Source organism: Methylorubrum populi (assembly GCF_002355515.1).
In the GTDB taxonomy this organism is placed as follows: domain Bacteria; phylum Pseudomonadota; class Alphaproteobacteria; order Rhizobiales; family Beijerinckiaceae; genus Methylobacterium; species Methylobacterium populi_A.
On record NZ_AP014809.1, the window covers coordinates 4,983,376 to 4,995,422 of the forward strand.

Consider the following 12,047-nt stretch of genomic DNA (forward strand, 5'->3'; position numbering starts at 1 on the left):
CACGTGAGTCACAGCGGCGGCTGGCCCGCTTCACGCCGGATTCCCGTTTTGTCGCGCCTCGCATGTGCCGAACCGCTATCCACTTCCGCGCACAGGCGCTCTACCTTGGCGTCCATGACCACCCCCGCGACGGCGAACGCTCCCGAGCCCGTCCTGCAGGTGCGCGCCGTGCCGGGCATGGCCCGGTTCGACGCGGCCGAGTGGGACGCCTGCGCCACCTCCCCCGAGACGCTGGGCGCCGGCGACGAGACCTTCAACCCGTTCACCTCCCACGCCTTCCTCTCGGCGTTGGAAGAGGCGGGCTGCGTCTCCCGCCACACCGGCTGGCTGCCGCTGCATGTCCGCGTCGAGCGCGAGGGCAAGCTCGTCGGCGCGGCGCCCTGCTACCTGAAATCCCACAGCCAGGGCGAGTACGTGTTCGACCACGGCTGGGCCGACGCCTACGAGCGGGCCGGGGGCAGCTACTATCCGAAGCTCCAGGTGAGCGTGCCGTTCACGCCCGTCACCGGCCCCCGCTTCCTCGTCGCGCCGGGCGAGAACCCCGACGCCGCGGCCTCGGCCCTCGTCGCGGGCTTGCGCGCCCTGCGGGCCGAGACGGAGGCCTCCTCGATCCACGCCACCTTCATGCGCGAGCGGGAGGCCGAGCAGGCGGAGGCGCTCGGAATGCTGCCGCGCATGGATCAGCAGTTCCACTGGTTGAACGAGGGCTATGCCGGCTTCGACGACTTTCTCGGGGCGCTCGCCTCGCGCAAGCGCAAGGCGATCCGGCGCGAGCGGCGGGACGCCCTGAGCCGGGGCATCACGGTCGAGCACAGGACCGGTGCCGACATCTCGGAAGCCGACTGGGATGCCTTCTACGAGTTCTATCAGGATACCGGCGCCCGCAAATGGGGCCGGCCCTACCTCAACCGCACATTCTTCTCGCTGATCGGCGAGCGGATGGCGGATCGCATCCTGCTGGTGATCGCCAGGAATGCGGGCCGGCCGATCGCCGGGGCCATCAACTTCATCGGCGACACGGCGCTCTACGGGCGCAACTGGGGCTGCATCGAGGATCACCCCTTCCTGCATTTCGAGGTCTGTTACTATCAGGCCATCGACTTCGCGATCGCCCGCGGGTTGAAACGGGTCGAGGCCGGCGCCCAGGGCGAGCACAAGCTCGCCCGCGGCTACCGCCCGGTGCCGATGTACTCGGCCCACGACATCGCCGACCCGGCGCTGGCCCGTGCCGTCGCCGATTACCTGAAGCGGGAGCGCCGCCACGTGCGCGCGGCCATCGCCGAGTACGAGGCGATGTCGCCCTTCCGCCGGACCTGCGAGGACGCCAGCGAATGAACACGATCGACCGCATCCGTGAATACGCCGACGAGTTGACCGCCCTGCGGCGGGATCTCCACGCCCATCCCGAGATCGGCTTCGAGGAGGTCCGCACCTCGGGGATCGTCGCCGAGCAGCTGGAGAAATTCGGGATCGAGGTGCATCGGGGGCTGGGCAAGACCGGCGTCGTCGGCGTGCTGCAGGGCCGGCCGGGCTCCCGCCGGATCGGCCTGCGCGCCGACATGGATGCCCTGCCGATCACCGAGGAGACCAACCTCCCCTACCGCTCCACGGTGCCGGGGAAGATGCATGCCTGCGGGCATGACGGGCACACCACCATGCTGATCGGCGCCGCCCGCTACCTCGCCGAGACCCGCGATTTCGACGGCACCGCCGTGTTCGTGTTCCAGCCGGCAGAGGAGGGATTGGGCGGCGCCCGCGCGATGATCGCCGACGGTCTCTTCGAGAAGTTTCCGGTCGACGAGATCTACGCCATCCACAACGCGCCGCACGGGCCGCACGGCGTGTTGCAGGTGAAGCCCGGCCCGATCATGGCGGCGGCCGACTTCTTCGACATCCGCATCACCGGCCGCGGCGCGCACGCGGCGATGCCGCACCAGGGCATCGACCCGATCGTGATCGCCACGGGGCTCGCCCAGGCGATGCAGTCGATCGTCAGCCGCAACAGCAACCCGCTCAAATCCGCCGTGGTCTCGATCACCCAGATCCATGCGGGCGCGGCCTACAACGTCATCCCCGAGGGCGCGCACCTCGCCGGCACGGTGCGCACCTTCGACGCCGATCTGCGCAAGCTGATCGCGGGACGCATCCGCGAACTGGCGGCCGGTTTCGCGGCGGCCTACGACGCCACCATCGAGGTGGACCTGCGCGACGTGTTCTCGGTGCTCGACAACCATCCGGAGCAGGCGGCGGCCGCCGCCGAGATCGCGACCGAGCTGTTCGGCTCCGAGAAGGTCGAAGCCAACACCGTGCCGCGCATGGGCAGCGAGGACTTTGCCGACATGGTCGCGGCGGTGCCCGGTGCCTATGCCTGGCTCGGCGCGACGCCGGGGCCGGGCCTGCACAATGCGAGCTTCGACTTCGACGACAGCCTGATCCCGCTCGGTGCCGCCTACCTGGCGCGGATGGTGGAGCGGCGCACGGCGGCTTGACGAAGCTGAGCCCCTCTCCCCGCGTGCAGGGAGAGGGGCTTGCGACGGCATCGGGATTTGACCGCAAGAGACGGGATGCGCGCGCCGCGCCGGTCCGTCAGGATCGCCGCATCCCCGTCTCCCGGAGGAGTCCATGCTTGCCGAATCCAAAACCCGCTTCCCCGACGCGGTGCCCCTGACCGAGGCCCGCATGCGCGCGGCCGTCCTCGCGCGCGATGCCGGCTTCGACGGGCGCTTCGTCTACGCGGTACGCTCCACGGGCGTGTATTGCCGGCCGGGCTGTCCGTCTCGGGCGGCGCGGCCGGAAAACCTGTCCTTCCACGCCGATCCTGCGCAAGCCGAGGCCGCGGGCTTCCGGCCCTGCCGACGCTGCCGGCCAAGTGAGCCGGCCTTGTTCGATCAGCAGGCCGAAAGAATCACCCGCGCCTGCCGGCTGATCGAGGCGGCGCAGATGCCGCCCTCCCTCGACGCCCTGGCGCGGGCGGCGGGTCTGAGCCCGTTCCACTTCCACCGGACCTTCAAGGCCGTGACCGGGGTGACGCCGGCGGCCTACGCGCAGGCGCACCGCGCCGCCCGCGCCGCCGATAGCCTTGCGGAGGGCAAAAGCGTGACCGAGAGCGTCTACGCGGCGGGCTACGGCGCGCCGAGCCGGTTCTACGCGGACGGTGCGGAGCGGCTCGGCATGAGCCCGTCGGCCTTCCGCAAGGGCGGCGCGGGCGAGCGGATCGCCTTCGCGATCGACAGCTGTGCCCTGGGGCGGGTTCTGGTGGCCGCGACCGAGCGGGGGATCTGCGCGATCCTGCTCGGCGACGACGAGGAGGCGCTCCGGCGCGATCTCGCGGCGCGTTTCCCGAAGGCGGCGATCGTCGGCGGCGACGCGGCCTTCGCGGCGACGGTGGCCGCGGTCGTGCGCCTCGTCGAGGCACCGGTGTCCGCCTTCGACCTGCCGCTCGATATCGGCGGCACCGCCTTCCAGCAGCGGGTGTGGCAGGCCCTGCGCCGCATCCCGGCCGGCAGCACGGCGACCTACGCGGATATCGCCCGCGCCATCGGTGCGCCGGCCGCGGTGCGCGCCGTCGCCATGGCCTGCGGCGCCAACGCGCTCGCCGTGGCGATCCCCTGCCACCGGGTGGTGCGCTCGGACGGGGCGCTCTCGGGCTACCGCTGGGGGACGGCCCGCAAGGCGGCCCTTCTCGCCCGCGAGGGCGTGAAGCGCTAGGGCATCATCCCGAAAGGTGGTTTGCGGCTTTCGGAAAAAGATGATGCAAAAACAGATCCCTAGCGCATCGTGCTGGATCCGATATCCAGCACGATGCGCTAGGCGCTCACGCCGGCACCGCCGAGCCGGGCGGGGCCGCGTCCGATCCCGTGGGCGCCGCGACCGGGGCACGCCCGGCGGCATCCGCTTTCCGCGACTGGATCTCGATGAAGACGCGGGTGACGTTGCGGCTTTTCGCCTTGATGCGCTGTTCCAGCCGGGCGACCGTCCGCTCGACCTCGCCCGCGGGCACGTCGTCGGCGAAGTCGAGGCTGAGGTTCACCAGGATGTCGGAGGGGCCGAGATGCTGCGTCAGCACCTCGTTGACGTGCTGCACGGCGCCCTCCTCCCGCACTGCCGCCCGGATCGTGCGCACCACCTCCGGATCGGCGGCCTCGCCGATCAGCAGGCCGTGGGTCTCGATCATCAGGAAGATCGACATGCCGATCAGCACGAGGCCGATTCCGATCGAGGCCCAGCCGTCGAGCGCCGGCTTGTCGAGAAGGTGGGCCAGCACCACGCCGGTCATGGCGATGACGAGGCCGATCAGCGCGGCGACGTCCTCCACGAGGATGGTGTAGAGCGACGGATCCTTGCTTCGGTGGATCGCGGTGATCGCGCTGCGCTCGCCCTTCTCGGCCCAGAACGCCCTGACCGCGACGAGGCAGGAATACCCCTCCGCCAGGATCGCGAAGCCGAGGATCGAGACGTTGGTCCAGAAGCCGGACAGGTGAAAGCCGAACACGGTCGCGTCGGCGGCGGGCTCGGGATGCTCGATCTTGTGCGCGCCCTCGTAGATCGCGAAGATGCCGCCGCCGAGGAAGATGAACAGGGCGACGATGAAGGCGTAGAAGTACACCTCGCGCCCGTAGCCGAAGGGGTGCTTGGCGTCCGCCGGCTTCTTCGCCCGCTTCAGCCCGACCAGCAGCAGGAGCTGGTTGGCGGTGTCCACCAGCGAGTGCGCGCCCTCGGCCAGCATCGCCGTCGAGCCGGTGAGGAAGGCGCCGACGAACTTCGCCGCCGCGATGGCGAGGTTGGCGCCCGCCGCCGTGTAGATCGCACCCGTGCTCTCGGCCATGTCCCGCTCCTGCGCGGCAGGCGCCCAGGCGCGCCGCCGTCACGGGGGCGACAACGCCGCCGGAGCGGCCGAGGTTGCTGCGAGGCGACGGCCCGTGCAACCTGCCGCCCATCTCTGCGAGGAACCGTGCGATGCCCCCCTACGATCCGGACAACATCTTCGGGAAGATCCTGCGCGGGGAGATCCCCTGCCACAAGGTCTACGAGGACGAGCACAGCCTCGCCTTCATGGACGTGATGCCCCAGGGGGAGGGCCATACCCTCGTCATCCCGAAGACGCCCTCGCGCGGGCTGCTCGACGCCGAGCCGCAGACGCTCGCGGCGCTGATCGCCACGGTGCAGCGGGTCGGACGCGCGGTGAAGGCGGCCTTCGACGCGGACGGGCTGACACTGTTCCAGTACAACGAGCCGGCGGGCGGGCAGACGGTGTTCCACCTGCATTTCCACCTCGTGCCGCGGCACGACGGCGTGCCGCTGAAGCGCCACGAGGGCGGCATGGCCGACAACGCCGTGCTGGCCGAGCACGCCGCACGCATCCGCGGCTCGCTGGAGAACGCGGGCTGATCCGCGCGCTGCGGCGTCACGCCCTTCGGGGGCGGGCGTCGCATCAGGCGAGCCGGGTTCCGTTCGCGACTCCGGTTCCCATGCTGGCGATGACGGCGCGCAGGCCGGCATTCTCGGCCTCCAGCTCGGCGATCCGGCGCAGCAGGATGGCGATCGACGGGTCGGTCGCCGAAACGGGCTCGGGCGAGGCGGGCTTGTGTGCTTCCGAGAACGCGACGCCCACCGCGTCGCCCCGGCGCCAGCGCAGGTTCGACCGCAGGGTCATCTCCTTCTGCGGGATATAGAGGTCGAACGATTCCGGCAGGGTGTTGGTCTCGCTCAGTTCCAGCCGCGCGCCCATCTCCGAGAAGTCGCGGATGAGGCAGTCCATGCTGGACGCCCCCTTGTTGAAGTGGATCCTTCCCTTGAGGAAGGTGCGCTTGCGAGCCTCCTGGCGCTTCTCGCTGATCATGATCGGTCTCCGGCCCCTCCGACGGCCCGACTTGTCTGGCATGCCGGCCGTTAAGGAATGCTCGACGCGACCGCGCACCCACTCAAGGTTCTTCGGCCGATCGCCGCTTCTCGCCCTCGTCGAGGCAGTGGAACAGGTAGAAGCCGTTGAAGCGCACGGCGGTCGCCGCGGCGCGATCGTCGAAGCCGGGAGGAGGGCTCGCGCTGCCGTCGATCCGGCCGCCGAAGGTCCAGCGGCGTCCGCCGACGAAGCGCGGCACGGCGCAACTCTCCGGGACGGCGCAGAAGAGCGCCTCCCCGCCCCGGCGCCGGAACAGGTTGTAGCTTCGCATCGGATCGCCTCCGCATCGCCGCACCCTCGAGCGAAGGGTTAACCCGACAATCGGTCCGGTTTGTGTCGATCGGCGCCGATCAGGCCGGGCCGATCATGCCGGGACCGCATCGGATTCCGCCCGGCAATCCGGCTCGTCGGTCCGGGTCTCGCCGTCGGCCGCGGCGAGGCGGACGGCGTGGTTGATCACCGCCATGTGGGTGAAGCCCTGGGGCACGTTCCCGCGCTGCTCGCCCGATTCCGCGTCGATCTCCTCGGCGAACAGGCCGAGATCGTTGCCACGCGCCAGCAGCCGCTCGAACAGGGCGGTCGCCTCGCCGTTCCGGCCGGCCAGCGTAAGGCAGCCGACCCGCCAGAAGGCGCAGGCGGTGAAGGTCGCCTCGTCGCCCTCCAGCCCGTCGTCGATCCGGTAGCGGTAGAGGAGGTCGCCCGCGCCGAGATCCTCGCTGATTCGTTCGACGGTTCGGGCGACGCGCGGATCGTGCGCATCGAAGGCGTCGAACAGCACGGTGCGCAGCACCGCCGCGTCGAGGTCGTCCGCGCCGTAGGCCATGGTGTAGGCGCCGCGCGCGGGGTTCCAGCCGCGGGCGTGGTACTCCGCCCGGATCTCGGCGGCGGCCTGCTCCCACCGCTCGATCGTGGCCGGGTCGGCGAGGCGGTGCTTCGGATCGGAGCGGGCGATCTGCACGGCGCGGTCGAGGCCGACCCAGAGCATCGCCTTGGTGTGCAGGCTCTGGCGCTTCTCCGTCCGCATCTCCCACAGGCCGTGGTCGGGGGCGTGGCGGGCGCGCAGGATGTGGTCGGTGAGGTGTCCGAGGGCCTCGGGCAGGTGGTCGTTGACCTTGACCGGCGGGTCGTACTCCACCGCCTCCAGGTAGCCGTGGAGGGCCACCAGGAACTCGCCGTAGATGTCGTACTGATCCTGATCCGCCGCCGCGTTGCCGATCCGGACCGGGCTGACGCCGCGCCAGCCGCACAGGTGGTCGAGGGTCTCCTCCGGCGGCACTGCTCCGTCGAGGGCGTACATCAGATGAAGGTCGCGGCCCCGGCTCGCATCGGCCTCGCGCAGGAAGCGCAGGAACTCGGCGGCCTCGCGGTCGTAGCCGAGATTGACGAAGGCGGTGACGGTGAAGCTCGCGTCCCGCATCCAGACGTAGCGGTAATCGTAGTTGCGGTTGCCCGGCACCGCCTCGGGCAGGCCGGCGGTGGCGGCGGCGACGATCCCGCCCGAGGGGCCGTGGGTCAGGAGCTTGAGGGTGAGCGCGCTGCGCAGGACCGCCTCGCGGTAGGGACCCTCGTAGGTGCAGCGGCCCGACCATTCCTCCCAATAGTCCCGCGTGGCGGCGAGCGAGGCGTCCACCGCGTCGGGGAGCGCCGCTCCCGCCGCGTGATCATCGCCGTCGCCGTGAGCGATCACGAGGTCGGCACGCCCCCCGGCCTCGAGCGCGAAGGTCCCCTCGGCGCCGTCGTCGCGCCGGGCGAGCGGGACGGCGCAGAGGGCGCGAAGGCTGTCGCCGCCGCCCTGGAAGCGGAGGCAGGCCTCGCCCCGCGCCACGATCTCGGTCGGGGCGCGGGCATAGTCGAAGCTCGGGCGCAGCCGCCAACGGCCCGAGACGTGGCCGGACAGGCAGGCGAGTCTTCGAATCACCTGGGCCTGGGCACGGCCGTCCGGTCCCTCCTCCGGCACGGTTTCGGGCCGGTGAAGGGGCATGAAATCGGTGAGCACCGCCCGGCCGGTGGCGGTGACGAAGGTGGTCTCGAGGATGTTGGTTTCGGGCAGATAGCGGCGGGTGGTCTCGGTCAGGCCGTCGAGGACGAGGCGGCAGGAGCCGCCGCGCTCGCTGTCGAGCAGGGCCAGGAACACCGCCGGCCCGTCGTGCCGGGGCCAGCACAGCCAGTCGAGGGAACCGTCGCGGGCGATCAGGGCCGTGGTGCAGGTATCGCCGATCACGGCGTAGTCGGCGATGGGTCTGTCCGTCACGGTCGCTTCCGTCGAGTGGCGCCGCGCCAACGTTCCGTGATGCGCAGGGTTCGCCCCTGCGACATCAGGCGACGCGGTGCGCAGGCGTGGGAGGACCGGAGGCGCGGCTCAGTAGCGGCGTGCGCCGCGCATCAGACGGCGCGGATGGGTCTTGACCGAACGGTAGGCCCCCCGCGTGCCGTAGCCGCCGGGCCGGCGGTAGTTGCCGTTGTTGACGCCGGCGGTGCGGTCGTTGCCGGTGGCGGCCGCCGAAGGCGACAGGCCGCTGCCGGCATTGCTGCTGGCGCCCTGCGCGGCGGCGGGGCCGGCCGCGAGGACGAACGCCGCGGCCAGGGCGAAGAGGCCGCTTCGAAGCGGATATGTCATGGTTCTCAATCCTCTGAAAAAGGCCCCGAGAGGCTCCGTGAGAGGGCGAACCGCGGCCTAAGGGGCTTGTTCCCCGGCGATCCACGTGCCGAGCACCGACAGGTCGGTGGAGAGGGCGACGAGGTCCGCAGCCGAGCCGGGGGTAATCCGGCCGAGCCGGGCGTCGAGCCCGAGGAAGCGGGCCGGCGTCGATGAGGCCATGGCCAGGGCCTCATCGAGGGAGGCGCCGCCCCGGGTGCTCATGTGGCGCACGGCCTCGGCCATGGTGATCGCCGCGCCCGCCAGGGTGCCGTCCTCGCCGGTGAGGCGGTCGCCGGTAAGGAGGATGCGGCGGCCGAACAGGGTGAAGGACGCGTCCGCGCGGGTGTCGCCGACCGGCGGCATGGCGTCGCTCACCAGCATGAGCCGGTCATGCCCCTTGAGGCGCAGCGCCAGCCGGAGCTGGTCGTCGCCGACATGGTGGCCGTCGGCGATGATCCCGGCAAACGTCGCCGCTTCCGAGAGGGCGACGCCGACCGCGCCGGTCTCGCGCGGGCCGATCTGCGACATCGCGTTGAACAGATGGGTGAAGCCGGTGAGCCCCTCCGCCATCGCCGCACGGATCGCGGGGCCCGCATCCGCCGTGTGCCCGGCGCAGACCCGCGCACCGCGGGCGACGAGGTCGGCCACCGCGCCGGCGGGCACCCGCTCCGGTGCCAGCGTCACCAGGGTGATGCCGCGCGGTCCCAATCCGGTCAGGAGCTCGGCGTCGCCGGGGCCGAACCCGGCGAGGCGGCCGGGATCGTGGATGCCGATCCGCTGCGGGCTCAGGAACGGCCCTTCGAGATGAATGCCGAGAATGCCGGGAACGCCCGCGGCGATCGCTGCCGCAACGCCCTCGATCGCCGCCCGGATCGCCGGCCTCGTGTCGGTGATGAGGGTCGGCAGCAGGGCGGTGGTGCCGCCACGCCGGTGCGCCGCCGCGATCCGGGCGATGCCTGCGACGCTGGAATCGTCGTTGAGGAGCACCCCGCCGCCGCCATTGACCTGAAGGTCGATGAAGCCCGGGGCCAGGATCGCGCCGGCCGGCAGCCGCACGAGGGGCAGGCCGGCGGGCGGATCGGTGGCGACATCGGCGATCCGCCCCTCGCGCAGCACGACGACGCGGTCACGCATCATTCGCTCGCCATCGAAGACCCGCTCGGCGGCGAGCGCCTGATGATCCTGGGATCGCAAAGGGGTCACCCCTTCGGCGGGGCGGACAATGGGAGGTCCGGGCAGAGCCCTGGCCTCCCTCCAGGGCCCTGAGCTGGACCCGCGAAATGGCTCGCCCTTTCGAGATCCGGATTCATCACAGCGTCTCCGTGACCTTGGTGAGGCCGACCGGCTTGTCCGGGTCGAGACCGCGGCGGCGGGCCTCGGCCTCGATGGCGCGGTAGGCCGGCACCAGCATGGCGACGGGATCGCAGGCCGGATGTCCGTCGCCGAGCCAGGGCAGCGTGCCGAGGGGACCGCCGCAGGCATGAACCCGCAGGCCGTCCCCGGTCAGGTCGCGCACGAGGTCGTCCACGCCCTCGGCGAGCGGATCGGCCTGACGCAGCGCCAGAACCGGCGTCGCGGCGGAGACGGAGGCGCGCGGGCCGTGGCGCAGCTCCGCCGCCGAGTAGCCGAGCGCGGGCAGGCGCAGGGTCTCGGCGAGCTTGAGGGCGATCTCGCGCAAGGGGCCGAGGCCGTGACCGCGCCCGGTGACGAAGGCCGCGGGCGCGCCGGCGAGATCGGCGCTCCAGGCGGACCAGTCGAGAGCGCGCGCGCGGTTCAGGCGCTCCGGCAGGGCGGCAAGGCCCTGGTCGAGCGCTCGATCGCCGGCCCAGGCGGCCACCAGGGCGGCGCCGGCGATGGCGGAATTCGTCACCGTCTTGGTGGCGGCGACCGCCCGCTCCGGTCCGGCCAGGATCGGAAGGACGAGGTCGCTCGCCCGCGCGGCCGGCGAGTCGGGATCGTTGACGAGGGCGAGCGTCAGCGCGCCGCCGGCCCGCGCGGCTTCAGTCGCCGCGACGAGGTCGGGCGAGCGGCCCGATTGCGAGACCACGATGAAGAGCGCCCCCGCGACCTGTGGGGGGCGGGCATAGCCCGTCACCACCGAGGGCGCGGCGGCCGAGACCGGCAGCGCGAGCCGCGTCTCGATCAGGTAGCGCAGATGCACGCCGGCATGGCCGGAACTGCCCCGCCCGCACACCACCACGAACGGGAATGTCCTGGCACTCAGTGCCGCGCCGATCCGCGCCGCCTCGCCCGCCGTCAGCACCGCTTCGGCGGCGGCGGGGATCTCGGCGATCTCCCGCGCCATGAAGGTCGTCGCGCTCATGATCGCCCCACCTCGCGCAGCGCCCGGCGCAGGCTGCCGTCGTGGCGGTTGAGCAGGTCGTCGGCCCGCATCGCGCTCATCCCGCCGGCGATCAGCACCGCGCGCTTGATGTCGCCCTCGGCCCGCGCCAGGGCATCGGCGGCGGTCTCCGCCGGGCAGCCGGCGAGTTCGGACACCATGGCCACGCCGCGGGCGCGCAGCTTCCGGTTGGTCGCGCGCATCGCCACCATCCGCCCGCGATAGACCCGGCCGAGCCGGATCATCACCAGCGTCGAGAACAGGTTGAGGATCACCTTCTGCGCCGTGCCCGCCTTCATGCGGGTGGATCCCGCCAGCACCTCGGCGCCCGTGGCGGCGAGGATGCCGTGAGCGGCCTCGCGCAGGATCGGCGCCTCGGGATTGTTGCTGACGCCGACGGTGACGGCGCCGCGGGTGCGGGCCGCCTTCAGCGCCTCGACGGTGAACGGCGTCGAGCCGCTGGCGGCGAGCCCGATGACGACGTCGCGGGGACCGATCGCCGCGCGGGCGATCCACCCGGTGCCGTCGGTGGTGGAATCCTCGGCATCCTCCACGGCGCGCAGCAGGGCGCCCTCCCCGCCGGCGATGGCGAAGCCGAGTTGCGTCTCCGGCCAGTCGAAGGTCGGCGGCAGCTCCGCCCCGTCCTGCACGCCGATCCGCGCGGAGGTTCCCGCCCCGACATAGACCAGCCGCCCGCCCTCGCGCAGGCCCGGCTCGGCGGCCCGCGCCGCCGCGTCGATCGCCCGCAGGGCCGGCCCGACCGCCGCGACCGCCGCGAGCTGGCCCTCCCAGAGCGCCTGGAGGATGTCGAGACCGCCCCAGGCGTCGAGGTCGACGTAGCGGGCGCTGGCGTCCTCGGTCCTCATGCCCCGCGCGCTCCTTGCAGGGCCTTTTGCAGGGCCTCTTGCAGGGGCCCTTGCCGCGCTCCTTGCCGCACCCTTCTTTGCGTCCCTCGCGTCCGCATCGCCCTCATCCGGTCCCGCCTCGGCGCCGTATCGCGCCCCTCGCCTGTTCGAAAGAGGTGATCCCCGATGCGGTTCCGCCGGGCGCGGAAAACGGCCTCCGGCGCGGTTTTGCCGCGCGGGCCGCGGATCGATCCGGGATCGGTTGGCCCCTCCCGGCGTTCGGTTGGCGCGCCTCTCTGGCTCTTGCAGACGGATGCGCTGGGA

12 protein-coding genes are annotated in these 12,047 nt (G+C 72.0%); 4 read left to right on the top strand and 8 right to left on the bottom strand.

Annotated features, from left to right (window positions below; translation table 11 throughout):
* Nucleotides 1-114: 114 nt before the first annotated feature.
* From MPPM_RS23055 to ada, 3 genes are all read left to right on the top strand, one after another.
* Nucleotides 115-1,335 carry a GNAT family N-acetyltransferase gene (locus tag MPPM_RS23055; RefSeq protein WP_096487995.1) on the top strand — a complete coding sequence of 407 codons (1,221 nt, stop codon included), beginning with the start codon at nt 115-117 and terminating at the stop codon, nt 1,333-1,335.
* A complete protein-coding gene (locus MPPM_RS23060; protein ID WP_096487050.1) occupies nt 1,332-2,489 on the top strand; it encodes a M20 aminoacylase family protein in 1,158 nt (385 codons plus the stop codon). Before MPPM_RS23055 ends, MPPM_RS23060 begins: the two co-directional genes overlap by 4 nt.
* 133 nt (nt 2,490-2,622) lie before the next feature.
* Nucleotides 2,623-3,708: a bifunctional DNA-binding transcriptional regulator/O6-methylguanine-DNA methyltransferase Ada gene (gene ada / locus MPPM_RS23065; RefSeq protein ID WP_096487051.1), complete on the top strand. Its 1,086-nt coding sequence runs from the start codon at nt 2,623-2,625 to the stop codon at nt 3,706-3,708.
* Nucleotides 3,709-3,814: 106 nt separating this feature from the next.
* On the opposite strand, the gene MPPM_RS23070 is transcribed toward ada, so the two are convergent.
* Complete coding sequence (locus tag MPPM_RS23070) at nt 3,815-4,825, bottom strand: cation diffusion facilitator family transporter (RefSeq protein WP_096487052.1); 1,011 nt, start codon at nt 4,823-4,825, stop codon at nt 3,815-3,817.
* A 131-nt stretch (nt 4,826-4,956) separates the two neighbouring features.
* Between MPPM_RS23070 and MPPM_RS23075 the strand changes: the two genes are divergently transcribed.
* Nucleotides 4,957-5,388 carry an HIT family protein gene (locus MPPM_RS23075; protein WP_096487053.1) on the top strand — a complete coding sequence of 144 codons (432 nt, stop codon included), beginning with the start codon at nt 4,957-4,959 and terminating at the stop codon, nt 5,386-5,388.
* A 43-nt stretch (nt 5,389-5,431) separates the two neighbouring features.
* Here the strand turns inward: MPPM_RS23075 and MPPM_RS23080 are convergent, their stop codons facing one another.
* The 7 genes from MPPM_RS23080 to MPPM_RS23110 form a co-directional block, all read right to left on the bottom strand.
* Nucleotides 5,432-5,839 carry a PilZ domain-containing protein gene (locus MPPM_RS23080; protein WP_096487054.1) on the bottom strand — a complete coding sequence of 136 codons (408 nt, stop codon included), beginning with the start codon at nt 5,837-5,839 and terminating at the stop codon, nt 5,432-5,434.
* Nucleotides 5,840-5,921: 82 nt separating this feature from the next.
* Nucleotides 5,922-6,170, bottom strand: coding sequence for a hypothetical protein (locus MPPM_RS23085; protein WP_096487055.1), 249 nt, complete (start codon nt 6,168-6,170; stop codon nt 5,922-5,924).
* A 93-nt stretch (nt 6,171-6,263) separates the two neighbouring features.
* Nucleotides 6,264-8,150, bottom strand: coding sequence for a glycoside hydrolase family 15 protein (locus tag MPPM_RS23090; RefSeq protein WP_096487996.1), 1,887 nt, complete (start codon nt 8,148-8,150; stop codon nt 6,264-6,266).
* Between the two features lie 108 nt (nt 8,151-8,258).
* On the bottom strand, nt 8,259-8,516 hold the full coding sequence (locus MPPM_RS23095; RefSeq protein WP_096487056.1) for a hypothetical protein: 258 nt from the start codon (nt 8,514-8,516) through the stop codon (nt 8,259-8,261).
* 57 nt (nt 8,517-8,573) lie between these two features.
* The gene (nagA, locus tag MPPM_RS23100; protein WP_432419828.1) at nt 8,574-9,740 is read right to left on the bottom strand and encodes an N-acetylglucosamine-6-phosphate deacetylase; all 1,167 of its coding nucleotides are present in this window, start codon (nt 9,738-9,740) and stop codon (nt 8,574-8,576) included.
* A gap of 106 nt (nt 9,741-9,846) precedes the next feature.
* Nucleotides 9,847-10,860, bottom strand: a complete 1,014-nt coding sequence (locus MPPM_RS23105) for an SIS domain-containing protein (protein WP_096487058.1) — start codon at nt 10,858-10,860, stop codon at nt 9,847-9,849.
* On the bottom strand, nt 10,857-11,744 hold the full coding sequence (locus MPPM_RS23110; RefSeq protein ID WP_096487059.1) for an N-acetylmuramic acid 6-phosphate etherase: 888 nt from the start codon (nt 11,742-11,744) through the stop codon (nt 10,857-10,859). The genes MPPM_RS23105 and MPPM_RS23110 overlap by 4 nt, the downstream gene beginning before the upstream one ends.
* Between the last annotated feature and the right edge of the window lie 303 nt (nt 11,745-12,047).

Coding starts and splice junctions, on each gene's coding strand:
- MPPM_RS23095 (WP_096487056.1), bottom strand. CDS start 8,516: ATGACATATCCGCTTCGAAGCGGCCTCTTCGCCCTGGCCGCGGCGTTC.
- MPPM_RS23110 (WP_096487059.1), bottom strand. CDS start 11,744: ATGAGGACCGAGGACGCCAGCGCCCGCTACGTCGACCTCGACGCCTGG.
- MPPM_RS23055 (WP_096487995.1), top strand. CDS start 115: ATGACCACCCCCGCGACGGCGAACGCTCCCGAGCCCGTCCTGCAGGTG.
- MPPM_RS23075 (WP_096487053.1), top strand. CDS start 4,957: ATGCCCCCCTACGATCCGGACAACATCTTCGGGAAGATCCTGCGCGGG.
- MPPM_RS23105 (WP_096487058.1), bottom strand. CDS start 10,860: ATGAGCGCGACGACCTTCATGGCGCGGGAGATCGCCGAGATCCCCGCC.
- MPPM_RS23070 (WP_096487052.1), bottom strand. CDS start 4,825: ATGGCCGAGAGCACGGGTGCGATCTACACGGCGGCGGGCGCCAACCTC.
- MPPM_RS23085 (WP_096487055.1), bottom strand. CDS start 6,170: ATGCGAAGCTACAACCTGTTCCGGCGCCGGGGCGGGGAGGCGCTCTTC.
- MPPM_RS23080 (WP_096487054.1), bottom strand. CDS start 5,839: ATGATCAGCGAGAAGCGCCAGGAGGCTCGCAAGCGCACCTTCCTCAAG.
- MPPM_RS23060 (WP_096487050.1), top strand. CDS start 1,332: ATGAACACGATCGACCGCATCCGTGAATACGCCGACGAGTTGACCGCC.
- ada (WP_096487051.1), top strand. CDS start 2,623: ATGCTTGCCGAATCCAAAACCCGCTTCCCCGACGCGGTGCCCCTGACC.